We start from the raw sequence: 22,516 nt of genomic DNA on the forward strand, positions 1-22,516 counted from the left end.
GCTCCTCCTCCTTATTACAGAGTATGACTACTTTACAGAAGCCATATCAGCTTCTGCGGCTTCCACAAGGTCTTTGCCGATTTTCTCTTTCCATGTATCGTAAACAGGCTTTGTCTTTTCGACAAAAACCTTTATCTGGTCAGCGCTGAGCCTTGTTATCATCATTCCCTGCTCTTCAAGGTATTTGTAGGGTTCTATGACCTGAGGCACTTCATTGATCTCCTTGAGATAGGCTAGGGAAATATCACCGTCAAGACCAACACGAGCAAGGGCCTTCTGGTATTTGGAAGCTTCTTCCACACACTCCATTATCATTTTCTGATCTTCTGAACTAAAAGATGTCCACACCCTGTTGTTTACTGCGTACAGAAGGGGATCCACCACATAATGCCAATCTGTAAGGTATTTATGGAATTCGAATACTTTGTATGGAAGGATTACAGAGTTAACAGGGTTCTCTTGCCCATCAACAACTCCCTGCTGAAATGCGGTTACAGCTTCTCCCCAGTTCATATTGATGGGATTGGCTCCCAGCGCCTTGAAAATATCGAGGTAGAGAGGGCTTCCTACTACACGAATTTTCATCCCGGCCATATCCTCGGGCGAGGAAATGGGCTTGACTCCGTTGGTGAGTTCGCGAAAGCCGTTCTCACCCCAGCCCAGAACTGTAACACCTTTTTTCTGCAAAGCATCGGCAATGAACTTCCCAGCTTTGCCGGCCTCAATGGCGTCAAGTGCCTTATAGGGATCTGGCTGACTGGAAATAAAGAAAGGAAGGGCAAAAAGGTTCAACTCTGTTGCTTGAGGAGACCAATTAATGGTAGATGAAAGAGCAAAGTCAGCCGCTTCATTGCGTACTATCATAAACTCTGATGTCTGTTTTCCTGCCATGAGCTGGGCAGAATAGTAGACTTTAACGTTAATTTTACCGCCAGACTTCTCTGCCACCAGTTCCGCAAACTTACCTGCTCCTTTACCCCAGGCACTCTGTGCAGCAACGTTGCAAGTCAGCTTATACTCGTCTTTATAGGCAGCAAGAGCCGGGACAGCCAGACCACAAACAAGAACACACAAAGTTAAAAAAGCAATCAGCTTACGCATCCTTTTCCCTCCTGTTTTAAGGATAATAAAAACACCTCACGCCCGCAGCGCTCCTCTATTAGCTGTTCCCTAGCCTTCACCCCCGCTCATTATGTAGGTAGTTAGCCTTGGAACTATATGTGAATGAACAACCATTACTCTCGCTTCTTCTCCGTCACTTTAAAAAGATTAAATCCGGTTTCTTCATCATAGGAACGAAGCATTTGCACATCAGAAAAAACGCTGATGACCACTTCCACCGTAGCGAGCACTCTATTGTTCCCCGACGGGGCAAAATGCCCCGCAACAGCATGCATATCCTCTCCTGCCACAGCACCATGAAGATGGATATCAATCTCTCCATCCTCATTTCTTCCAATAATCCCCTGAGCACCGATAAACTCGAGGGGACCCGCCATTTGAACCGGATCAAGGTAACGAGCCTGTCCCCCTGGAAAATCCTCTGTAACACAAACCAACGTGGCACATTGAAGACTGCCTATCATGGTGCTGATGCACCCTGACTCTACATCCATTTTCTGGCAAAGGAGCCTTAGTGACTCAAAAATATCTTCATCAGGACCAAAGCGAGCCACGATCATTCTTGATACATCTGTGGAAAAGGCCTGCACTTCTGAATCCCTCCCTTACATCATGCTCTTTACGCCCTCATAAATTTTGTCGGCAGTAACACGATAGGCCTGCTCTAAAGGTTTGGCAAAGGGAATGGGGGTAAAGGGGGCTCCAATTCGAAGGATGGGGGCATCAAGATAGTCGAGACCTTCCTCTGCGACAATGGCCGCTATCTCACCACCAACGCCACCCTGCTTTACCGCTTCGTGGGCTATGGCAAGACGATTCGTTTTCGCTACAGAATTTAAAATCGTTTTCTTATCTATAGGTGAAATGGTTCTTAGGTCGACAAGCTCTACATTTATTCCCTCTTTTTCAAGCTTTTCCGCTGCCTGGACAGCCAGATTCATAGTCATGGAATAAGAAACAAGGGTTACATCTGTACCCTCTTTAATGACTTTCGCCTTTCCTATGGGAGTAAAAAACTCTTCCTCGGGAACTTCTCCCTTCATGCTGAATAAAGCCTTGTGCTCAAAGTAAATAACAGGATTGTCATCGCGAATCGCGGACTTTAGAAGCCCCTTTGCATCGGCTGGATTTGAAGGAATCACAACTTTCAATCCCGGAATATGCTGGAACCACGCCTCTACACTCTGGGAATGCTGAGCCGCAGCCTGATTAATAAGCCCATCTGGAGCCCGAAGAACCATGGGAAGAGTCTTTTGTCCTCCAAACATATAGTGGACCTTGGCCATCTGGTTAAACACTTCATCCATACAAACGCCAATAAAATCAGCGAAATGCATATCTGCAACAGGACGCATCCCCGCAAGGGCCGCTCCTACCGCTGCCCCCACAATAGCCGTTTCAGAGATGGGGGTGTCTCTAACTCGTTCTGTACCAAATTTGTCAGGGAGACCTTTAAACTGTCCAAAAATGCCACCCTGCCTGGCAATGTCTTCTCCCATGACGAAGACGGTTTCATCATGAAGCATTTCTTCTTCCATGGCTTCAAGGGTCGCCTGAGAAAAGCTGATAATCTTCATTATTCATTCACCGCCCTATACATAGAGATCTTCAAAGAGTTCGAAAGGCTCAGGTTCAGGAGCATTTCGAGCAAACTCGACAGCTTCTGCAACAGACCTTTTCACGGCCTCTTCAATGGCTGTCAACTCCTCCTTGGACATCACTCCCCCTTCAATTACTTTCTGTTCAAAACGAGGGATGGGATCTGTTTCATCAAAAACCTTCTGCACTTCCTCTTTCGTTCTGTACTTTTCGGGATCTCCCACAAAATGGCCTTTGATCCGATAGGTTTTGGCCTCCAGCAATGCTGGTCCGCTGCCTCGCCTGGCCCTTTCTATAAGCTCTTGGGCCGCTTCATAGACTGCGAAAACATCGTTCCCATCAACTATGACTCCGGGTATGTCATAACCAAGCGCCCTATCCGCGATGTTTTCAACTGCTGTAGTGGTATGATAGGGCGTTGTTGAGGCCCAATGGTTATTTTCACAGACAAAAATAACGGGGAGTTTCCAGGCCGCTGCCAAATTTATACCCTCATGGAATGTACCGCGATTTGAAGCTCCGTCCCCAAAAAAAACAACTGAAACGCCATCTGTTCCTTGCATTTTCTGGGCCAGGGCCGCTCCTGCCGCGAGGGTGAAACCCCCTCCAACTATTCCATTGGCCCCAAGCATCCCTATGCTAAAATCAGCAATATGCATAGAGCCGCCCTTCCCTTTGCAATAACCAGATTTTTTTCCGAAGATCTCTGCCATCATAGGCTTTAAATCGGCTCCCTTTGCTATAGTATGGCCATGTCCCCTATGAGTGCTCTGGATATAATCCGTTTTTCTCAGGTTTGCCATAACGCCAGCGGCTACAGCTTCTTCTCCTATGTACAAATGGACAAAACCTGGAATTTCACCAGCAAAAAAGAACTCTTCGACCTTCTCTTCAAAATGACGGATCTTTACCATCGTTTCGTAGAGAGATCGAAGGGTCTCTTTGTCAAAATCTCTGACTGGAATCGCAGGTTCTTTACGAACGACTTCCGCACGCATACAGACCCCTCCTCACGATACAGTCTTGAATATTGAAATAATTTTTTAAAAAAATAAAATCAGGCCATCAGATTTCTTTTCCCAGTGAGCAGATGAAGGTGCATAGCTTCAACAGCCATCTTCGAATCATCTTTGCGAAGAGCCTCTACAATTTCGCAATGCTGGCGAAAAGACCGTTCTACACTTCCAGGACCTTTTAACACATTGACTCCGACAGAAAAAAAGCGGTCTTGCACTCGTTTGGCTGTGAAAATAATGAGGGAATTAGAATAGATTTGCAAAAAGCAATCATGAAAATCACGATCGTACTGAAGGTACTCCGTTACATCGCCTTTTTCTATTGCTTGCTTTTGAAATGAAAGGTTACGGTCTATCTCTCTGAAGTGCTTATCTGTAAGCAGTGGGGAAACATTTTTAACGACAAATTCTTCTATGGCCATTCTCAGATCAAATATTTCGTTTGCTTCGAGAACTGTTACATCTCGCAATGCTATCCCACGGTTGGGGAATATTTCTATGAAGCCCTCCACTTGCAGCCTTTGCAGGGCCTCACGGACAGGTGTCCTGCTCATCTCTAATTTCTCTGCAAGAAAGTTTTCTGAAATATTGTGGTTTTTCATGTACTCTCTGTCGAGAATCAACTCTTTAATCTTTTCGTAGGCTATATCTTTTTTTCTCATTTTTAACATAAGCTCACCTCTGTTATCGATATAAGCCTGCATACAAGTAACATACAACTTGTACACTATAAAGAATATCTAGAATCCTATGTCATGTCAAGACGAATTAATAAGAGAACATTAAAATCTAAAGAGTTAATAATCGTGTTATTTCTTATGAATTATTTTGTTTAGATTCATTTTTTTTCTAAGAATTCAAGTCCCGCCTTTTAAAAGTCTTCATGGCCTTTTTCCGTTGCCCTTTTGACGCAAGGGGCTGACTTTAACTGTGAAAATAGTGCTTATAACATAAGGTATTGATGTTGAGATATAATTTTGTATCGGGAGGGATGGATTATGAATGAAAAAATTGAATTGTTAAAAGGCGATATCACAAAAGTTGAAGTTGATGCCATAGTTAATGCAGCAAACACCACTCTTCTTGGCGGAGGTGGCGTTGATGGAGCTATTCACAGAGCCGCCGGGCCGGAGCTTCTTGAAGAATGCAGTACCCTTGGCGGATGCGCCACAGGGGATGCAAAGATAACAAAGGGCTACCGTTTGCCTGCACGATACGTTATCCATACACCAGGTCCAGTCTGGAGGGGAGGCACAAAGGGGGAACCCGATCTGCTGGCCTCCTGTTACCGTAAAAGTCTCGAACTGGCCGTGGAAAATGGATGTAAATCTGTTGCATTTCCATCGATAAGCTGCGGGGTCTATGGTTATCCCTTTGATCAGGCCGCTCAGATAGCCATAAGGGAGGTTTCTTCTTTTATCCAAAAAGACTCAAGACTGGAAAAGGTCATTTTCGTATGCTTTAGCCAAGAAGCTTACGATTTATACAACAAAATTCTATCGAAATAAATATTAAAATTTAAAGAACTAACGACTCTGCTGTTTCTCATGGATTATTTTGTTTAACTTCAACCCTATTTCAAGAAATTCTAGTTCGACTTTTTTAAAGACCTCGATGTCTTCTCCATAGTCTTTTTTTGAATATTCCTTGTTTCCCATACTTCTTTGATAGAGTTTTTCAGTTATGAGTTTTACACAAGAAACTGCTCTGGCCATTCCTGAAACATAGGCTCGTTGAAGAATGAGAAATTTTCCGTCCTCCGATTCATTGTCTGGACGAAAATCCCTTATGGAGCGCTTAATGTCCTCAAGTTCTACCGAAATAGCGGTGAGGGCCAAACGATTCCCCTGGTAGTCTACGGGGGTATAAATCCCGGGAAGACGTATTAATTTTCGAAGAGAAGGTTTGAAAAGGTCGTTCTGAATGTTCATGTATTGTCGTAATACGCTATTTGTTCTTCTTGCTATCTCAAGGGTTTCTGGCCGCACTCCATACTTCTCCTTTCTTATCAGTGAACTAGGGGGGCAAGTTCATTTTCAAGGGCAATCACTTTTTCCTCCAAATCCTGAAGAAGTTTCGTGTCTGCAGCAGGAGAAACTTTTATCCGCACATTGAAAAGCTGCTGACGTTTGCTTTCAACTTCTTGCAATATTGTTTGTACGATTTCTTTAGATTCCTCGTCAAGCCCTTCTACATTTGAATCTCCCGCGCTTTTTACAATTTCGGCCAGAGCTAAAGCTTTATCGGCCCTGGCTAGCAGGAATTCTGTTCCTGCTGGTCCTTCTTGGAAACGATCAGTTGGTTTGTTGTTTGTAAAACCCACGAACAATACCACTGTACAGGCAATACAGACAAGCGCAATAAAAAGCTTTTTCTTCATAAAAGCCTCCGTATTCCTTTAAGGTCTATTTATTGTACGTGCTTGGGGCTCTGTCTCCAATCCTTCACTGAGAACATCTTCTATCGTTTGGATTTTTTCTTTATTTTCGGCTCCCAGGCTTTACACAGGGAATTCCTTTAGAGCACATGGGACACTCTTCCGGACTATAAACTGGAAAAGAAAGATTCCAAAGGGAAAGGGGATCATGGGGCAAAATATGTTTTCCACCGCTGCGGTTGACGATGCAAGCCGTTGCCAGCCATTTCGCTCCCTTTTCTTCCATGAGGGTGCCTACCTCTTCCACAGACCCCCCTGTTGTGATAACATCTTCAACTACAACAACTCCAGCTTTTTCGGGGAAAGGAAAACGTCTAAGACGCATTTTCCCATCTTCTCTTTCACAAAAAATGAACGGGATATCCAAAGCTCTCGCAACTTCATGGCCAATAATGAGTCCACCAATGGCCGGGGCCACTACCACAGTAGGCTGGAGTTTTTGAACTAAGCGGGCTATTTCTTTTCCTGCAAAAGCAGCATAGGCTGGAAAACGTAAAAGAAGGGCGCATTGCAAATAAAAAGCACTGTGCAAACCAGAAGTAAGAAGAAAATGCCCCTCTAGAAGGGCCCCGCTATCGCGCATCATTTCTTGAATACGCTCTTCTACTAATCCTCTTTCCATCGCAACCCCTCCCCTATATCGCTCAGTATGTTACGTAGAGCTTCCAGACGATTTTCAGCTTTTAAAATAGGACGGCCTACTACAAGAAAATCTGCTCCTGCTATAATAGCACCTTTGGGGGTCGCTGTACGGGCCTGATCATCCCCTGTCGCTGAAGGACGGATTCCCGGCACCACCTTTATAAGCTCTTTCCCCCTCGTTTCATTAATAATGGGCAGATCGAGAGGAGAGCAGACAAGACCATCAATACCTGCTTCAGCACAGACAGTGGATCTGGCTCTAAGGGCATGGTCCATAGAACATCCTGGAGTGACTTCCTGCCAAAGCTCATTATTCATGCTTGTCAATACAGTAACTCCTAAAAGGATCATTTCTCCACCAACATTGTCCCGGCCGTTGCAAGCCTCTTCAAGCATAGCCCTTCCTCCTGCTCCATGAAGGGTAAGGGCCCAAATGCCTTCATTGGCCAAAGCCTCAACCCCCATGCGGACAGTGTTGGGAATATCGTGCATTTTCAGATCCAGAAACACCTTATAGCCCATAGACATTACTTCTCTAATAAAGGGGAGTCCCCCCTTTGCATAGAGCTGATGTCCTATTTTTACGTATCGCAGCTCGCCCTGTAAAACCCCAAGCAAAAGACGGCCTTCCTCCAGGTTTTCTACGTCAAGGGCCAATATGAGACGCTCCTGGCCTTTCTCCTCCATTTAAAAAACTCCTTTCCGAGCTTGGGCCCTACCTCTTAATTCACGAATATGATCAATCTTATGGCCTTCAAGGTAGGCATCCAGCCCCTTGCAAATAGACCGCGGCATATCTGAATGCACAAACATAGCTGTTCCCAGCTCTACGGCACTCGCTCCAGCAAGGATCATAGATAGAGCATCCTGCCACGTGGAAACACCCCCGCAGCCAATAACCGGGAGAGAGGTGGCTTCGCAGACCTGCCAGACCAGCCGTAATGCAAGGGGAAAAACCGCCGGCCCTGAAAAACCTGCAAAGGTTCTGTTAAAAACAGGCCGGCACTGATTAATATCAATAGCCATACCCAGCCAGGTGTTCGCAACGACCAGCCCATCTGCCCCCGAAGCTTCAGCAGCCAGTGCGACGCCATAAGGATCGTGGCACTGGGGAGTCAATTTTACAAGAAGAGACCCCTGCCACACTGATCGGGATGCCGCAACCGCCTGTGCCGTACTTTCCGGAGAAACTCCCCATGCCATTCCATCGCCATCCACGTTGGGGCAGGATATGTTCAATTCTACTCCTTTAATAATGTCATCATGTTCAGCCAGGGCCTTCAGAGTTTCCTGCGTTTCTTCTATACTTTCCATGACAACGTTCACAAAAAAAGGCATTCCACCTTTTCTGATCACGGGAAGAGCATTCTGCAGAAAGTCGTGAACACCAGTGTTTTGAAGACCGATACTATTCAACAGGCCACAGGATGTTTCCCATACCCTCACTCCTGTATTGCCTCGCCTTGACTTATTGCTCACCGCCTTTGTGCAAATAGCACCAACACCATCCAGATTGTTTTTATCCCAAAGATCCGCATCGTAGGGCCAGACCCCTGAAGCAATAATTACCGGCGTTTTAAGAGGAATGCCAACTAGAGTGTCTGAGAGCCTACTCCATGTCATTCCAGTCGACCTCCTTTGCCATGAAAAAAGGACCATCAACGCATACACGCTTAGGCCCCTTATCAGTGGAAATAACGCACCCTAGACACCCGCCGATACCGCAAGCCATCTTCATGTCAAGGCTGACACTCACCTGACCTGCCTGTTCTATGTACTTCCGGGCCATGGCCTTAAGCATGGGAAGAGGGCCACAGGCCCATATTTCCTCATTATTACCAAGGGTTTCTGGCAATGCCGCAAGAGCGTTTCCTTTGATTCCAAGAGTTCCATCGTCTGAACAAACCTTTATATTTTGTGTTTTCTCTTCTACATAACTGACAAAACCTCCCCAGCCCTTTCCTGGAACTCCAAGAACAAACTCCCTTTTCTTAAGCTCAGGAAAAGACTGCAAGGCAAAAAGAAGGGGGGCAGCCCCCACTGTTCCAGCAACAAAAATAATTTTTTTATCCGATGGCCTCTCTAGATACCCGTTCCCCATGGGGCCGCGCAAATTCGCTTTTGTCCCCGGTGGAAGTGTCTTTAAAAGATGTGTAAACTTGCCAACAACCTGGACCAGGAGTGTCACAGTTTCCGCTTCAGTAGCAGCTATAGCGAAAGGACGCCCTAACAGGGGGTCAAGAACTCCCCGCAGCCTAAGCATGACAAACTGGCCAGGCTTCGCAGAAAGGGCGACAGCTGGACAATGAAGCACCACTTCTATAACTTCTGAACTGATAAGTCTTACCTTTAAAATTGTCCCGTTATGGTCAATTCTCTCCATAACTCCCTCCCCCATCAAACAATCGGCCCTCAATGAAGGTCATGACCGGCCAACCAGTCAGGATTTCCCCATTCCATGGTGTCATGCGGGCCTTGCTTTTCCAGGTGGACACGTCAACCACCTTTGATTCGTCAAGGTCGATAACCGTCAAATCCGCCACGGCGCCTTCAGCGATATGCCCCAGGCCTCGCCACTCTTCTGGAAGGATAGCCGCTGGTCCGGATGTGAAGAGTTCAAGGACTCTGGACAAAGAAACAGGTTTCCCCATTTTGAGCCATGTATCAAGCACTACGGCCACAGAGCACTCAAGGGAAGCAATGCCAAAGGGGGCCTCTTCGAAAGGGAGGTCTTTTTCGTTTTCATGCCATGGCGCATGATCGGTAACTATGGCATCAATGGTGCCGTCAGCTACTGCTGCCCACGCAGCTTTTACATCCTCCCGGCTGCGAAGGGGGGGATTGACCTTATATACGGAATGATATCGGCTCACGATAACATTGTTTTCATCAAGGGAGAGATGATGGGGGGTTACGTCACACGTTACCGGCAACCCTTCATTTTTTGCCTCTGCTATGGCCTTGAAAGCAAGAGATGTGCTTACATGGGTGAAGTGGATTGGGGCTTTTGTCTCTCGGCATAAAGCTATTCCACGCTCAATGTCAATATATTCAGCGGAGTGGGGAAAACCTTTCAAGCCGCTCAGAGATGAAATTCGCCCTTCATTGACCTGGCACTTTTCGGTGAGGGATATTTCCTCCGGGTGCTCCATAATGATGGCACCGATATCTTTACAGTACAGAAGAGCTGTACGAAGAAGCTTGGACGTACGAACCGGGGCGCCATCCTCAGTGAAAAGAACTGCCCCGGCTTCACGCAAAAGCCCTAGTTCTGCCAGCAATTCTCCCTTTCTATCCTTACTGACACAGGCTCCCGGCAAAACTCTGGCGCCCCCGGCCTGGCGCCCCCTCTCAAATACGTACTTTACGAGGGCCGGTGTATCTACAGCAGGGTCAGTGTTTGGCATGGTTACAACCGTAGTATACCCTCCAGCGGCGGCGGCCTTCGAACCGCTCTCTATATCTTCTCGCCATTCAAAACCAGGATCTCTGAAGTGTACATGAAGGTCAATAAACCCTGGGGCAAGTATTTTCCCATCAAGATCTATAACCTGCATTCCTTCCTCCATATTGATAGAAGGTGCTATTTTCTCTATTGTGGTCCCCTTCAGCAATACATCCGCGCTTTCTTCATTGAGTTCTTTTCCATCAAAAACGCGAGCGTTTTTCAGTAAGATCAATTGCGTACACCTCCCAGACACAAATAAAGCAGCGCCATTCTAACTGCGACACCGCTTCGAACCTGTTTCAAAATAATGCTCCTATCGCCATCTGCCACAGATGAGGCTATTTCCACCTCTCTGTTGATGGGACCAGGATGCATTACCACCGCATTGGCATCTGCCAGAGCAACAAGTTCTTCTGTAGCTCCATATCGTCTGTGATATTCGTCTATAGAGGGTATCAACCCTTCTTCCTGCCGCTCTTTCTGAATTCTGAGGAGATATACCATATCGGCTCCTGCAACGGCCTTTTTAGGATCGGGCTCGTAAGCGGCTCCGAGTTCGTTATGGTACAAAGGCATTAATGTACGAGGTCCGGAGAGAACAACTTCCACTCCCATCTTACTAAAGGCCTGAATGTCGCTTCGAGCTACGCGGCTATGAAGAACGTCGCCAACAATAGCCATTCTTTTTCCCTCAAGCTTGCCAAAACGGCGCCGTGCCGCGTGAAGATCCAATAAAGCCTGGGTGGGATGTCCATTTGTTCCGTCTCCCGCGTTAAAAACTGAGGCCCGATGAAGCTTTCTGGCCAGATAGTCTGCCGCTCCTACGGCCGAATGACGTATTACCACTGCATCAGCCCCCATGGCTTCAAGGGTCCAGGCCGTATCCCTCATAGTCTCCCCTTTACTCACGCTTGATCCCGAAGTAGACCAGTTGACCACGTCTGCCGAAAGCATCTTTTCAGCGAGCTCAAAAGAAACCCTTGTTCGCGTAGAACTTTCAAAGAAGAAATTGACGATCATCTTCCCTCGCAAAGCGGGAACTTTTTTTATGGGACGGTTCATCAGTTCTTCCATATAGTCCGCTTGGCCTAAAAAGAACTCAAGCTCTTCTCTTGTCCAGTCTTCAAGAGAAATAAGATGCCTATGCCTCCACTGCATCACGCTACTCCCCCGTTTCTTTCACAAATCACTACTTTATCCTCACCATCAAGCTCCCTGACCCTAACCTCAACTGTTTCAGCCTTAGACGTTGGAACAGTTCGACCTATATAGTCCGCCTGAATGGGAAGCTCCCTATGCCCCCGGTCTACGAGGATAACAAGCTGCACTCGATCAGGCCGCCCCAGATCCATCAGGGCGTCAAGGGCTGCCCGTATGGTTCGGCCTGTATAAAGCACATCATCAACAAGAACAAGTTTTTTCCCCGCAATATCTACCGGAATAGAGGTGCTATGCACGATGGGCTGTTCTTGCAATGTTGTAATGTCATCTCGATAGAGGGTGATATCAAGCTCTCCAGCGGGAACCTTTACTCCCTCTGTTTCCTTCAAAATGCTGCGAAGGCGGCCAGCCAAATAAACGCCTCGACGCTGAATACCTAAAAGCACCACATCCTCAAGGCCTTTATTCCTTTCCACTATTTCTACAGCGATTCGGCGAAGGATGCGTTCCATATCTCCTTCTGACAGAACAATTGCTTTTTCAATAAGAGCCATTCCCATCCCCCTTTTCCTGACAGAACAAAAAACAAGGCCACAAGCCGTTTTCACGGCCCATGGCCTTGTTCAATCTATTTCTTTCCGCAATGAATAAACCCCTTACTCCCGTCATACTCATATCCTCCTCAAATGTTCTGAGAAAGTGTAACAGGAAAAAAGATTTAATGCAAGCGGTTGCACAAAAAATTTTGCTAGTTTGCTATAACTGGCGCCGTTCTTCCAGGGTAAGCTTCGAGCCCTGCTTTTAGAATCTCCATCGCCCTGGACAAATCCTGTTCTTTCAAGACATAGGCCAGGCGGACTTCGTCTCTGCCTAACCCCGGCGTTGCATAAAAGCCCTCACCTGGAGACGCCATAACAGTCTCTCCATTAAGATCAAAATCCTGAAGCATCCATACAATAAACTTTTCAGCATTGTCCACGGGGAGTTTTACCATCATGTAGAAAGCGCCTTTAGGCTCTTCACAAATCACACCTGACATATCTTTGAGTGCCCGGTACATGATGTCTCTTCGTTTCTCGTATTCTTTGTTCACTTCTTGCAGATAGGATTTAGGGGTGGAATAAAGGGCAACGGCACCTTCCTGGTCAAGGGTGGGAGGGCTGGTGCGGCTTTGGCAAAGTTTAAGAATCTGAGCCATAAGCTCCTTATTCTTACTGATAACACAACCAATCCGGGCGCCGCATGCGCTGTATCGCTTTGAAACGGAATCTAAAATAACGACACGGTCTTCCACATCTTTCAAGTTCCCAAAACTGACGTACTCAAGATTGTTATACACAAACTCCCTGTACACTTCGTCTGCGATGATAAAGAAATCGTGTTTACGAGCTAAAGCAGCGACTCGCTCCATCTCTTCCCTAGTGTAAACAATCCCTGTTGGGTTTCCTGGGTGGCACATAACTATGGCTTTTGTACGCGGGGTAATTTTTTCTTCCATGCTTTCAACAGATGGGAGCCTGAACCCTTCTTCTGCCCGTGTAGTAATGGGCACAATCTTGGCGCTTACACATTGGCTAAAAGGATTGTAGTTGGCGTAAAAGGGTTCGGGAACCAATATTTCATCTCCCGGATCACAAAGAGCCGCAAAGGCGAAGACAATGGCTTCGCTGGCTCCTGCTGTAATGAACACATGCTCTCTTCCAAGCTCCACACCATAATCTTTATAATAATTACAAATAGCATCTATGAGTCGGGTATCGCCTTCAGAAGAACCGTAGGCCAGAACCTCGTTTTTAAAATTCCCTACCGCATCAAAAAAAGCTTGCGGCGTCTTAATATCAGGTTGCCCAATATTAAGAAAATATATCTTTTTCCCTTTTTCTTTTGCTTCTGCGGCATAGGGAGCCAGTTTCCTGATAGGCGAAGCCTGCATTGAACAAATCCGCTGAGAGAATTTCATAAAGCTCCTCCTTTTCAATAAAGGCGGCCCCGCATTAAATGCCTGACCGCCTTTATTCTATCTTATAGGTATGTTCTTATTCGAACTCCTTAAGCATGGCAGCAAATTCTTCTTCTTTGCCTGGCAGAATGTGGTACACGTGGTCATCTGTGGGGAATTTTCCAGTCTTCACGTCTTCAACATATTCCTTAAAGGCTCGAATCTCTTCTTCTGCCAAATTAGCATACTTCTTAACAAATTTCGGGGTGAAAGCCTCAAAAAGACCTAACATGTCTCCGCAGATCAGAAGCTGGCCGTCGCAAGGCGCACCTGCTCCTATGGAGTACACAGGAATCTCAAGTTTCTTTGCAATATATTCTGTCAACTCTGGTGGAATAGCCTCAAGGAGTATAGAGTAGGCTCCCGCCTCCTGTATGGCCAAGGCATCTCTAATCAGCTCTCTTGCGCTCTCGGGATCCCGTCCCTGAGCTTTGAATCCGCCAAGCTGACCAGAGCTCTGTGGAGTCAGGCCAATATGTCCCATTACCAGAATGCCAGCATCGGCCAGAGCTTTGATACGGCTGATAACCCGACGCCCGCCTTCAAGTTTTACAGCATCCATATCTGCTTCTTTCATAAATCGGCCTGCGTTTCTTACTGCATCTTCATCAGAGATCTGATAGGACAAAAAGGGCATATCCCCTACGCAGAAGGTGTTGGGGGCTCCGCGGCGGACTGCCTGGCAGTGGCGAATGCAGTCATCCATAGTCACAGGAATCGTACCTTCGTATCCAAGAACAACCATCCCGAGAGAGTCTCCCACGAGGATCATGTCCATGCCTGCCTGCTCTGCGAATGAAGCCGTTGGGAAGTCGTAAGCTGTAACCCATGCAACTTTGTCGCCACTCTGTTTCATTTTGACAAATTCCAAACGTCCTTTTTTCTTTGCCATAATTACTCGCCTCCTTAGTTCATTTGAATGATCAGGGAAAGCCAAGCTGCCTTGAAACTTCCATTGAGGCCCCTTGCAATCCCTTAATAAGTTCACTTTTTCTTTCTGGACCGAAAGAAGCAGCCAGGCCAGAAGTGCTCATGGCGGCCGCGATGTGTCCCTGATGATCTTTTATAGGCACAGCTACGCAGCACAATCCCAGCTCCAGCTCCTGGTTGTCTTCCGCCCAGCCCTTTTCTTGCACCTTATGGATCTCATTGAGCAAAACTTCCCTTTCCACAATAGTATGGGGGGTAAGGGAAGGAAGTCGAGAAGGAAGAAGGCTAAAAATAGCCTCATCAGTTAAATCTGAAAGAAGTATTTTCCCTGCTGCGGTACAATAAAGGGGAATTCGTTTGCCAATGTTGGAATAATGAACATGTTGCCCCACTGGCTCCACTTTTTCTACGTATACACCCTCATCCCTGTCTCGAATTACTAAGTGCACTGTTGTGTTGTACGCTTTTGCCAGACAGTCCATAGGAGATTTAGCGCTTAGCCGAACATCAAGATTTTGATGAACGATGTTCCCAAGCTCAAAAAGTTTAAGTCCTGGAGCAAACAGCCCTGGTGACTCTGTTTCTTCTAAAAATCCCTGCTCCACAAAAATTCGTAAAAAACGATGCACAGTAGATTTAGGAATATCCGTATAGGAAGCAATATCAGATGCCGAAAGCCTCGGGCGACTAAAGGAAAAACTAGAAAGAATAGCCAGGGCACGATGAAGGCTTTTAAAAGAAGGTGCAGATTTCTTAGCAGGCACCACATCACCTCTTCTCATAACATGAGAACGTTATTTTATATAATGAGATTATATCACATGCTCACCTCGTATTCAAATATAAAAAAATGCCCCGAAAGGCATCTTTTTAAAAATCATTCCACGGAAGCAATCTTGATCAGGTGCAGTCAATAACCAAGGCTTTCAAGCCAGTCTAAAATATGCCCGGCCAGGGCTACACGACAGTCAGAGTAGGAATGATCCGTATTCATTATTATTTCTTTTGTCCCTTCATTGTTATATTTTCTGAGAGCTTCTACGAAGGGGGCATGATTTGTCCGCAAGGGTGTGATGTTGTCGTTTTTCGCCCCTAAAACAAGAATATTGCGGTTGATAAAGGAAGAAGCAGAGTTCACTATGTCCCAGTCATGTAAGTGACAGCGAATTTCTTCAAGCAATGCTTCTTTATTGGTTCCATGGAGCGGAGGAGCGCCGAGTTTCAATAATAGATCAAGTTTTTTCTGGCTCTCAGAATCATTTAAACCATTTTTTCCATCAAATCCAAGATTCCATCCTGAAATAAAACAAAAGTCCCGTATACCCGGCATGGCATCGGCAACTTTAGCCATGGCAAACCCACCCATACTGTGCCCAAAGATGAGAATGCGTTCGGGATCTACCCCATAATTCTTCTGGGCGAAATCACTTTGCAAGTAACGAACGGCGTTAATAGAGTCAGAGATAACATGGGAAAAAGAATAAAAGCCCTGGCTTCCCCAACACCCCCTATATGAGAAAACCACGGTGTTGAACCCCGCCCGCCTTAGCACCTGAGCAAGATCTAAATTTTTTTCTGTGCCCGGAAAACCATGAAGAAACAGAATGGTCGGATGAGGAGGTATCCCCTGGGCTATATAGATCACGCCGTAAAGGTGACTTCCCTCCGAAACAAAATCAAGGGCCTCCATAGACGGAGGATAGCACCAATCCTCTATTTCAGGATCAATTTCAATACAGGGACGATACATGAGCCAATCACCACTCTATTCATCAATATTGAAAGCACCAACAACGGGAGCATGATCAGAAGGTTTTTCCCAACCTCTCGGACCTCTGTCTACATAACAGTCTTCTGATCGATGGGCAAGGGAAGAAGTAGCTAAAATGTGGTCTATTCTCCAGCCGATATTTCGCTCTAAAGCATTTTTAACCCTATAATCAAAAAAGGAAAACTCTCCTTCTCCTGGCCGGTATTTTCTAAAGACGTCTATAAAACCCCAGGCTTTTATTTCTTCAAACTTCTTTTTTATGTCTTCATGAAAGCAAACATGATCCCTCTTGTTACCAGGATTGGTCACGTCTATATCCGTAGGGGCAACATTCATATCGCCTACCCATAATAGATCGTCTGCTTTGGAGTACTCTCTATCAAAAAGGGTCTTCAGCCGATCGAAAAAACGCATTTTGTACTGATAATCGGAATGATCTATAGATTTACCCTGTGGAACATAGGTGTTTATTATATGAACTCCCAGAACTGTTCCCCGCACGATACGAGTGGCAGGATCAGGCTCTTCTCCATCTTCTAATCCGAAATGGGGATTCATGATGGGATGGAGACTTAAAAGGGCTACTCCGTTATAAGCCTTTTCACCTTTAAAAACCGCCTCATATCCCAGAGCTTCGAATTCTGAGGCTGGAAAGAACTGGTCTTCAGTCTTTGTTTCTTGCAGACAGAGAACATCCACTCTATTATCATGAAGCCATTGAGACAATATATGCATTCTGCTCCGAACTGAATTAACATTAAAAGTAGCAATCTTCAACATCGTCACCGCTCTCACCGGCCTTTCTCGAATAATATCCACTTTACCTATTTTCACAAACGCAGGGACGTTGATTGACTCCGCTTATTATAGAGTAATCACACTATCCACCGAAGGAGATTTAACTAGCCACCATTATCTTTAATTTCGCCTTTCTTCTTCAAGGAAAGCAAGGCCAACCCGGAAAAGATAAAAAAGATTCCGGCAATCGAAGTGAAAGAAAGGCGTTCACCCAAAAGCAACACTCCCAGGATACATGCTGTCAAGGGTTCTGTTAGAGTAAGGGTGTAAGCCTTTGCTACGGGAACGATTCCAATTCCCATGGAAAAAAGAGAATAAGGCAGGGCTGTTGCAACAATACCAAGGTGGAGCGCAACACCCACTCCACGCCATTGTGTCAGCCAGGAAACATCAAAGAAAAAAAGCAGGGGCAAAAGAAAAAGTGAACCTCCGCAAAGAGTAAGAGCGGCACTTTCTATCGGACCATAAAGAAATCGAAGGCCTTTCAACCCCATACCGCAAAGGGCATAAGAAAAAGCTGCGGAAAAGGCCATAAAAATACCGGGCAGACTTGTCTGTAAACCTTCCCCGCCGGCACTCAGCAAAACACACCCTATTACAGCCAGTGAAGTGGAAAAATACCACATTTTCTCCGGCGGCTCCTTATAAATAATATAACCCAACAAACCTGCCCACATGGGTGCGCCGCCAACAGCCACCATTGTTCCTACTGCCACTCCTGTCATTTTAATAGCCACAAAAAAGAAAAACTGAAAACCTGCCATTCCCAAGGATGCGGGAAGAAGAACCTTTAGGGGGCATCCTCCCTTCAACCATGAGAGGCCTTTTCGAAAAATCAACAAGATGAAAAGAAATATGCCTCCGCCTGTAATACGGATAGCTCCCACAGTAAAGGGAGAAGCCCCAGACGGTGCAAAGGCCTGTGCCGTACCAGAGGTACCCCAGAAAACGCCAGCGAAAAGAACCAGAAGAGATCCTGCCATTTCCTGATGGCTAATATTCCCGCCTCTCACCAAACTCCCTCTCCTTAAAATTTACATTTTTTATCTATATCCATATAGTCTCCACGACGGATTTTCCCATGCCATGGTTCTCCACGAAGGAAGAGAAGTACATTTTCCGCGGCAGCCTGGCATGCGTCCTCCATAGCTCCGGCTACATAATTTGAGTTATGGGGAGATCCAAGGAAGTTCGAAAGTTCGAAAAATGGATAGTTCAATTGAAACTCGCCCCTCCCCCATGTGGGTTCATTCCACCAGACATCCGCTCCAGCCTGAAAATCTGGAAACCGCTGTAAATGCTCATAGAGATCTTTCTCAACAATAAGGGGGGCTCTGGCCACATTAATAAGAATTGCGTCTCTTTTCATTATCAACAGTTGTTCTCCCCCAATGAGCCCTTTGGTCTGCTTTGTAAGGGGCAGCGTCAAAACAACTACATCGGCTTCTTGCAATACATAGGGCAAATTTTCTAACGTCCCGACGTAATCTACTGTATCTTGGGTTCGGCCACTGGTATTGATGGCCATAATTCTCATTCCCAACGCCCGGAAGAGATTCGCAGTGTTGCGGCCTATGCCGCCATACCCCACAATACCCGCTGTCATCCCCTTGAGGTTTCTTAACAACCATGTATCCTTATCAAATTCGCCCCGAGCCAATTTCTCATGGAGAGGTACCAAGCGCCTTACCAGCGCCATGGTCATGGCCAATACATGTTCAGCGATCTGGTACGCCCATCCCCCAGCATTACAGGCTATGGCAATATGGGAAGGGATATCTAAAAAGGGAAGGTAATCTACACCTGTAGAAATTGTTTGCAGGAGACCGACTTTTTTTAAAAAATCGTACTCTTCCCTCTCGATCTCTTTGTTAAAGAAAAAGGAAAGAAGTACATGGGCATTCTGTAACACCTGCCGCCTTGCAGATCCATGGAAATCTTCTAAATAAAGGACATGGGCCCAAGAATCAAGGGGATGTTCTATTCTCTCACGGATTTCGGAGTTCGCTGAGAAGGTAACGACGACTGAGTCTAATTTTTTACCCATCTTTTACCTCCTTTTCCATACTACTTACGGTATTTTGATCATACACTATTTCTATCTCATGAGCTTTTATTGTAGAACCAAGATGATAAGTGTATAATTGCTTTACAATATAACGTTTTGGTTTAGACAGGAGGGGTCTGGATGAGTGAGAAATCTTTTGAAATGAAAGAAGCGCTCAGATACGGGATTCATGCTGAGATCGAGGCTAAAAACTTTTATACACTCTGGGCTAACCACGTCGCAGAAGAATATCTTAAAAAAGAACTATTGGAGCTTGCCGAATGGGAAAAAAACCATGAAGACGATCTGAGAAAGCTCTATTTGAAAATGTATGGAGAGGAGTGCCCCATTGATCCCAATATGGTCGTTTCACCTGAGCTCAAGGTACAGACAAAGGACTTTGGCGAAGTCACCTCCCTTCTGCGGATTGCCGGGGCAGCCTATCTTTCAGAAATGAAAGCCATGGAATTCTATGAGCGCCTAGAAAAAGAATCTTCAGGAGAAGCAGCTCTAATTTTCAGAAAACTTAAAGATATGGAAAAAGGGCATATGGATATTACGAAAAAACGATATATGGCTATAAGGGAAGACGTTGTAGGTTTCAGAGCTTTTTAGAAACTTGAAATTAAATTCGGAGAGAAAGGCGGTCCAGGACAATTGCCGGACCGCCCTTTATATTTATGATCGGGTACAAGCTTCTTTCTTTAGAAGACGGCGTAACACCTTCCCCGTGTTGGAAAGAGGAAAAGTATCCATAAACTCAACGCTTCTTGGCACTTTATAGTGGGCAAGATGTTTCTTGCAGAATTCAATAACTTCTCTTTGGGTCAGATCCATCCCCTGGGTTTTTTTTACAAACGCCTTGGGCACTTCTCCATTGACCTGGTGAGGAATACCCACAACAATTGCCTGTTCAACGGCAGGATGAGTTTGCAGAATAGCCTCTACCTCCTGAGGATATACATTAAAACCCCCAACAATGATAATATCCGTCACACGATCAAGGATCTGTACATACCCTTCGTTATCAATACGCACATAGTCTCCCGTGTTGAACCAGTCGCCGTCAAAGCGATCTGCGGATTTATCCGGATCTCTAAAGTACTCAGACGTCACCGAAGCCCCTCTAACCCATAGGATCCCCTCTCTTTTTAACGTTACATCTTCTTTTGCTTCGTTAGTCAAACGCCATTCGTAACCAGAGATAAAGGGCCCCACTGTCCCGAGCTTGCGCCGCTCATAAGATGGATTGACACAAACAACTGGAGAACACTCTGTCAGGCCGTACCCTTCAAGGGCCCCGACACCAAAGTAATCCTTCACTTTTTTATCCAGCTGGACGTTGAGTCTGTCTCCTCCGCTTACGATAAGCTTCACACCCTTTGGGCAAGGAGCTCCATGATCAATGGAAGAGGTAAGGAAGGTTAACATTGTAGGAACAATGATCAACACATTGGTCTGAGACACACATATAGTCTCAAGAGTTTTATGAGGGGGCATGAAAGAAGGCAATACTGTCTGTTTCATGCCGCAGATAAGGGGCATAAGCCCTGCCACCGTGAAACCAAAGGAATGGAAATTGGGGAGGACATTCAAAAGGATATCCCCTTCTTTCAGTTCTGTCAGCTCCTTGAAAACAGTCTGAGCATTATGCATAAGGTTCCCATGAGAAAGGGGGACCGCCTTGGGAAGGCCTGTAGTCCCTGACGTGGCAAAAATTACGGCAAGGTCTTCTTTTCCAGCCAGAGAAGGACGCCCGGCAATAGCCGTAAAGGGCGCGTCGAGAGGAGAGAGACACCAGGTTAGGGAATGTTCTGTAAGGGCTTGCTCTAAATCCTCCATTTCGGCACCAAGCACAACAGCAAAGGGATCTACAAGCTCTAGAATTCCTATGGAAGTAGGAACTCCGGCTTTTGTATTAATGGGAACAATAGCTCCCCCTAAAGACCACACTGCAAGGGAAAGTGCCAAAACCATAGGAGAGTTCGGCATCATCACTGCCAAACGATGACCCTTGCCAAAACCCTCATCTTCAAGTTTTTTCTTACACTCAATTGTCAATTCCCCAAGTTTCTGGCCTGTCCACCACTCTTCGCTCCACCACAAGACCGGTTTGTCCCAATCTTCTTGAAGCCTGTCCCATATTGCATTTTCTAACCTTATAACCATCTCAGCCCTCCATTCTCCAGATCAAGAGTCCCAAGTTCAAAAACATCGCTAATCAGTGCTAATTTTACTTTGAAATCTCAAGAAGAGCAAAAGAGGAATATATGATAGGATTTTCTTACATAAAAAGGAGGCGCTTCTATGAAAAACTACAGTGATTATACAGACCTCATTGACGAAGCCATAGAAAAAAATATAGATCCAGTCTGGGATCTGAACCTCTACATGGCCTCCCATCCAGAACTGGGGGGACAGGAATACGAAGCAAGCCGGCGAATGAAAGACATGCTTGAGAAGAGCGGATTCGCAATAACTTATCCATACTGCAATATACCGACTTCCTTTAACGCTCAAAGAGGGCAAAGGGGACCGTCTGTGGCCCTTCTGGCAGAATATGACGCTTTGCCTGAAATAGGCCATGGCTGTGGTCACTGCCTTCATGGCGGCATGACCCTGCTTGCCGGGCTCGCCCTCTCTCCGCTCCTTGAAAGAATTCCCGGCATTCTTTACGTCATTGGAACCCCTTCGGAAGAAACAAATGGCGCAAAGGTCACACTTGCAAAAAATGGCGTTTTTGACTCCATGGATCTGGCCATGATGATCCACTGCAATGACACCACAAACTATGTGCAGTACCGATCCCTGGCCATGGACGCCATTGAATTTACTTTTAAGGGGCAAACTGCCCATGCTGCCGGCGCTCCATGGGAGGGACGGAACGCCCTCAATGGGGTGCAGCTTTTCTTTCACGCCATTGACATGCTTCGACAGCATGTGAAACCAACCGTTCGAATGCATGGCATCATATCCCACGGAGGAGAAGCTCCCAATATAGTTCCAGACAGAGCTTCTGCTAAATTTTATTTTAGAGCCATGGAGAGAACGTATCTTGATAGAGTTTTGGAAAAAGCTTTTAACTGCGCGAAAGGCGCGGCTATGGCCAGTGAAACGTCGATACAGTGGGAAAATGTGGAATTCAGTTTTGATGAGATGCGTCCAAACCATACTGCGGAAGAGATGATGGAAGAAATATTTAAAGAATGTGGAGTTGATACAGTGAGCGCTCCCGGACCTGGAGGCTCCAGCGACATGGGCAATGTGAGTCAACACTGTCCCGCCCTTCAGCCGTTACTTGCCATTACCCAAGTGCCAACGCCTCACCATACAAGAGCTTTTGCTGAGGCTGTGACAACTCCCGAAGCCAGGGAGACCCTGAAAACAGGAGCTCGTATTTTGGCACGAGCAGCTCTTCGAACCTTCCTCGATTCGTTTTTTCGCGAAGAAATGAGGGCAGAATTTCTTTCATAAATGCTAATTAAAAAGAGGCCGCCCCTAAAAGGGACGGCCTCAAAGAAAGAGATGGTAAAACATCTTCGCCAT

General features: G+C 46.1%; 25 protein-coding genes. 3 read left to right on the plus strand and 22 right to left on the minus strand.

Features of this window, described 5'->3' with window-relative positions:
* Window positions 1-27: 27 nt before the first annotated feature.
* From BUC50_RS08345 to BUC50_RS08365, 5 genes are all read right to left on the minus strand, one after another.
* Window positions 28-1,101 (minus strand): DctP family TRAP transporter solute-binding subunit, encoded by a 1,074-nt coding sequence (locus tag BUC50_RS08345; protein WP_013048967.1) that lies wholly within the window; start codon window positions 1,099-1,101, stop codon window positions 28-30.
* Window positions 1,102-1,235: 134 nt separating this feature from the next.
* Complete coding sequence (locus BUC50_RS08350) at window positions 1,236-1,712, minus strand: PPC domain-containing DNA-binding protein (RefSeq protein ID WP_013048968.1); 477 nt, start codon at window positions 1,710-1,712, stop codon at window positions 1,236-1,238.
* A 15-nt stretch (window positions 1,713-1,727) separates the two neighbouring features.
* A complete protein-coding gene (locus BUC50_RS08355; RefSeq protein WP_013048969.1) occupies window positions 1,728-2,699 on the minus strand; it encodes an alpha-ketoacid dehydrogenase subunit beta in 972 nt (323 codons plus the stop codon).
* Window positions 2,700-2,714: 15 nt separating this feature from the next.
* On the minus strand, window positions 2,715-3,719 hold the full coding sequence (locus BUC50_RS08360) for a thiamine pyrophosphate-dependent dehydrogenase E1 component subunit alpha (protein WP_013048970.1): 1,005 nt from the start codon (window positions 3,717-3,719) through the stop codon (window positions 2,715-2,717).
* 59 nt (window positions 3,720-3,778) lie between these two features.
* A complete protein-coding gene (locus tag BUC50_RS08365) occupies window positions 3,779-4,408 on the minus strand; it encodes a GntR family transcriptional regulator (RefSeq protein ID WP_013048971.1) in 630 nt (209 codons plus the stop codon).
* A gap of 327 nt (window positions 4,409-4,735) precedes the next feature.
* On the opposite strand from BUC50_RS08365, the gene BUC50_RS08370 reads away from it, so the two are divergent.
* Window positions 4,736-5,245 carry an O-acetyl-ADP-ribose deacetylase gene (locus BUC50_RS08370; protein WP_013048972.1) on the plus strand — a complete coding sequence of 170 codons (510 nt, stop codon included), beginning with the start codon at window positions 4,736-4,738 and terminating at the stop codon, window positions 5,243-5,245.
* Between the two features lie 18 nt (window positions 5,246-5,263).
* On the opposite strand, the gene BUC50_RS08375 is transcribed toward BUC50_RS08370, so the two are convergent.
* The 16 genes from BUC50_RS08375 to BUC50_RS08450 all read right to left on the minus strand — a co-directional run bounded on the left by BUC50_RS08375 (window position 5,264) and on the right by BUC50_RS08450 (window position 18,970).
* Complete coding sequence (locus BUC50_RS08375; RefSeq protein WP_013048973.1) at window positions 5,264-5,725, minus strand: hypothetical protein; 462 nt, start codon at window positions 5,723-5,725, stop codon at window positions 5,264-5,266.
* Window positions 5,726-5,745: 20 nt separating this feature from the next.
* Window positions 5,746-6,117, minus strand: a complete 372-nt coding sequence (locus BUC50_RS08380; protein WP_013048974.1) for a hypothetical protein — start codon at window positions 6,115-6,117, stop codon at window positions 5,746-5,748.
* A gap of 100 nt (window positions 6,118-6,217) precedes the next feature.
* A complete protein-coding gene (gene pyrE, locus BUC50_RS08385) occupies window positions 6,218-6,796 on the minus strand; it encodes an orotate phosphoribosyltransferase (RefSeq protein WP_013048975.1) in 579 nt (192 codons plus the stop codon).
* Entirely contained in the window at window positions 6,781-7,503 is a 723-nt protein-coding gene (pyrF, locus tag BUC50_RS08390; RefSeq protein ID WP_273015131.1) for an orotidine-5'-phosphate decarboxylase, read from the minus strand. Before pyrF ends, pyrE begins: the two co-directional genes overlap by 16 nt.
* Window positions 7,504-8,439: a dihydroorotate dehydrogenase gene (locus BUC50_RS08395; RefSeq protein ID WP_013048977.1), complete on the minus strand. Its 936-nt coding sequence runs from the start codon at window positions 8,437-8,439 to the stop codon at window positions 7,504-7,506.
* Window positions 8,426-9,199 (minus strand): iron-sulfur cluster-binding protein, encoded by a 774-nt coding sequence (locus tag BUC50_RS08400; RefSeq protein ID WP_286677351.1) that lies wholly within the window; start codon window positions 9,197-9,199, stop codon window positions 8,426-8,428. Before BUC50_RS08400 ends, BUC50_RS08395 begins: the two co-directional genes overlap by 14 nt.
* A complete protein-coding gene (locus BUC50_RS08405) occupies window positions 9,186-10,496 on the minus strand; it encodes a dihydroorotase (RefSeq protein ID WP_013048979.1) in 1,311 nt (436 codons plus the stop codon). Before BUC50_RS08405 ends, BUC50_RS08400 begins: the two co-directional genes overlap by 14 nt.
* On the minus strand, window positions 10,493-11,422 hold the full coding sequence (locus tag BUC50_RS08410; protein ID WP_013048980.1) for an aspartate carbamoyltransferase catalytic subunit: 930 nt from the start codon (window positions 11,420-11,422) through the stop codon (window positions 10,493-10,495). Before BUC50_RS08410 ends, BUC50_RS08405 begins: the two co-directional genes overlap by 4 nt.
* On the minus strand, window positions 11,422-11,979 hold the full coding sequence (gene pyrR / locus BUC50_RS08415) for a bifunctional pyr operon transcriptional regulator/uracil phosphoribosyltransferase PyrR (RefSeq protein WP_013048981.1): 558 nt from the start codon (window positions 11,977-11,979) through the stop codon (window positions 11,422-11,424). The genes BUC50_RS08410 and pyrR overlap by 1 nt, the downstream gene beginning before the upstream one ends.
* A gap of 194 nt (window positions 11,980-12,173) precedes the next feature.
* Window positions 12,174-13,385: a pyridoxal phosphate-dependent aminotransferase gene (locus BUC50_RS08420; protein ID WP_013048982.1), complete on the minus strand. Its 1,212-nt coding sequence runs from the start codon at window positions 13,383-13,385 to the stop codon at window positions 12,174-12,176.
* A gap of 76 nt (window positions 13,386-13,461) precedes the next feature.
* Window positions 13,462-14,316 carry a 3-methyl-2-oxobutanoate hydroxymethyltransferase gene (panB, locus tag BUC50_RS08425; RefSeq protein WP_013048983.1) on the minus strand — a complete coding sequence of 285 codons (855 nt, stop codon included), beginning with the start codon at window positions 14,314-14,316 and terminating at the stop codon, window positions 13,462-13,464.
* 31 nt (window positions 14,317-14,347) lie between these two features.
* Window positions 14,348-15,118, minus strand: a complete 771-nt coding sequence (locus tag BUC50_RS08430) for an IclR family transcriptional regulator (RefSeq protein WP_013048984.1) — start codon at window positions 15,116-15,118, stop codon at window positions 14,348-14,350.
* Window positions 15,119-15,264: 146 nt separating this feature from the next.
* Complete coding sequence (locus tag BUC50_RS08435; RefSeq protein WP_013048985.1) at window positions 15,265-16,104, minus strand: alpha/beta hydrolase family protein; 840 nt, start codon at window positions 16,102-16,104, stop codon at window positions 15,265-15,267.
* A 15-nt stretch (window positions 16,105-16,119) separates the two neighbouring features.
* Window positions 16,120-16,905 carry an exodeoxyribonuclease III gene (gene xth, locus BUC50_RS08440; RefSeq protein ID WP_013048986.1) on the minus strand — a complete coding sequence of 262 codons (786 nt, stop codon included), beginning with the start codon at window positions 16,903-16,905 and terminating at the stop codon, window positions 16,120-16,122.
* Between the two features lie 122 nt (window positions 16,906-17,027).
* Window positions 17,028-17,936: a DMT family transporter gene (locus BUC50_RS08445; protein WP_013048987.1), complete on the minus strand. Its 909-nt coding sequence runs from the start codon at window positions 17,934-17,936 to the stop codon at window positions 17,028-17,030.
* A 14-nt stretch (window positions 17,937-17,950) separates the two neighbouring features.
* Entirely contained in the window at window positions 17,951-18,970 is a 1,020-nt protein-coding gene (locus BUC50_RS08450; protein WP_013048988.1) for a 2-hydroxyacid dehydrogenase, read from the minus strand.
* A 141-nt stretch (window positions 18,971-19,111) separates the two neighbouring features.
* On the opposite strand from BUC50_RS08450, the gene BUC50_RS08455 reads away from it, so the two are divergent.
* On the plus strand, window positions 19,112-19,585 hold the full coding sequence (locus tag BUC50_RS08455) for a ferritin family protein (RefSeq protein ID WP_013048989.1): 474 nt from the start codon (window positions 19,112-19,114) through the stop codon (window positions 19,583-19,585).
* Between the two features lie 63 nt (window positions 19,586-19,648).
* On the opposite strand, the gene BUC50_RS08460 is transcribed toward BUC50_RS08455, so the two are convergent.
* On the minus strand, window positions 19,649-21,139 hold the full coding sequence (locus BUC50_RS08460) for an AMP-binding protein (protein ID WP_013048990.1): 1,491 nt from the start codon (window positions 21,137-21,139) through the stop codon (window positions 19,649-19,651).
* 138 nt (window positions 21,140-21,277) lie between these two features.
* Between BUC50_RS08460 and BUC50_RS08465 the strand changes: the two genes are divergently transcribed.
* Window positions 21,278-22,444, plus strand: coding sequence for a M20 family metallopeptidase (locus BUC50_RS08465; RefSeq protein ID WP_013048991.1), 1,167 nt, complete (start codon window positions 21,278-21,280; stop codon window positions 22,442-22,444).
* Window positions 22,445-22,516 lie beyond the last annotated feature (72 nt).

This window comes from Aminobacterium sp. EBM-42, assembly GCF_001896635.1.
GTDB lineage: Bacteria > Synergistota > Synergistia > Synergistales > Aminobacteriaceae > Aminobacterium > Aminobacterium colombiense.

Excerpts from the sequence above, each read along its gene's own strand:
- BUC50_RS08345 (WP_013048967.1), bottom strand. The coding sequence starts at position 1,101 with ATGCGTAAGCTGATTGCTTTTTTAACTTTGTGTGTTCTTGTTTGTGGT.
- BUC50_RS08355 (WP_013048969.1), bottom strand. The coding sequence starts at position 2,699 with ATGAAGATTATCAGCTTTTCTCAGGCGACCCTTGAAGCCATGGAAGAA.
- BUC50_RS08360 (WP_013048970.1), bottom strand. The coding sequence starts at position 3,719 with ATGCGTGCGGAAGTCGTTCGTAAAGAACCTGCGATTCCAGTCAGAGAT.
- BUC50_RS08365 (WP_013048971.1), bottom strand. The coding sequence starts at position 4,408 with ATGTTAAAAATGAGAAAAAAAGATATAGCCTACGAAAAGATTAAAGAG.
- BUC50_RS08370 (WP_013048972.1), top strand. The coding sequence starts at position 4,736 with ATGAATGAAAAAATTGAATTGTTAAAAGGCGATATCACAAAAGTTGAA.
- BUC50_RS08380 (WP_013048974.1), bottom strand. The coding sequence starts at position 6,117 with ATGAAGAAAAAGCTTTTTATTGCGCTTGTCTGTATTGCCTGTACAGTG.
- pyrE (WP_013048975.1), bottom strand. The coding sequence starts at position 6,796 with ATGGAAAGAGGATTAGTAGAAGAGCGTATTCAAGAAATGATGCGCGAT.
- pyrF (WP_273015131.1), bottom strand. The coding sequence starts at position 7,503 with ATGGAGGAGAAAGGCCAGGAGCGTCTCATATTGGCCCTTGACGTAGAA.
- BUC50_RS08395 (WP_013048977.1), bottom strand. The coding sequence starts at position 8,439 with ATGACATGGAGTAGGCTCTCAGACACTCTAGTTGGCATTCCTCTTAAA.
- BUC50_RS08400 (WP_286677351.1), bottom strand. The coding sequence starts at position 9,199 with ATGGAGAGAATTGACCATAACGGGACAATTTTAAAGGTAAGACTTATC.
- BUC50_RS08410 (WP_013048980.1), bottom strand. The coding sequence starts at position 11,422 with ATGCAGTGGAGGCATAGGCATCTTATTTCTCTTGAAGACTGGACAAGA.
- pyrR (WP_013048981.1), bottom strand. The coding sequence starts at position 11,979 with ATGGCTCTTATTGAAAAAGCAATTGTTCTGTCAGAAGGAGATATGGAA.
- BUC50_RS08420 (WP_013048982.1), bottom strand. The coding sequence starts at position 13,385 with ATGAAATTCTCTCAGCGGATTTGTTCAATGCAGGCTTCGCCTATCAGG.
- panB (WP_013048983.1), bottom strand. The coding sequence starts at position 14,316 with ATGGCAAAGAAAAAAGGACGTTTGGAATTTGTCAAAATGAAACAGAGT.
- BUC50_RS08435 (WP_013048985.1), bottom strand. The coding sequence starts at position 16,104 with ATGTATCGTCCCTGTATTGAAATTGATCCTGAAATAGAGGATTGGTGC.
- xth (WP_013048986.1), bottom strand. The coding sequence starts at position 16,905 with ATGTTGAAGATTGCTACTTTTAATGTTAATTCAGTTCGGAGCAGAATG.
- BUC50_RS08450 (WP_013048988.1), bottom strand. The coding sequence starts at position 18,970 with ATGGGTAAAAAATTAGACTCAGTCGTCGTTACCTTCTCAGCGAACTCC.
- BUC50_RS08455 (WP_013048989.1), top strand. The coding sequence starts at position 19,112 with ATGAGTGAGAAATCTTTTGAAATGAAAGAAGCGCTCAGATACGGGATT.
- BUC50_RS08460 (WP_013048990.1), bottom strand. The coding sequence starts at position 21,139 with ATGGTTATAAGGTTAGAAAATGCAATATGGGACAGGCTTCAAGAAGAT.
- BUC50_RS08465 (WP_013048991.1), top strand. The coding sequence starts at position 21,278 with ATGAAAAACTACAGTGATTATACAGACCTCATTGACGAAGCCATAGAA.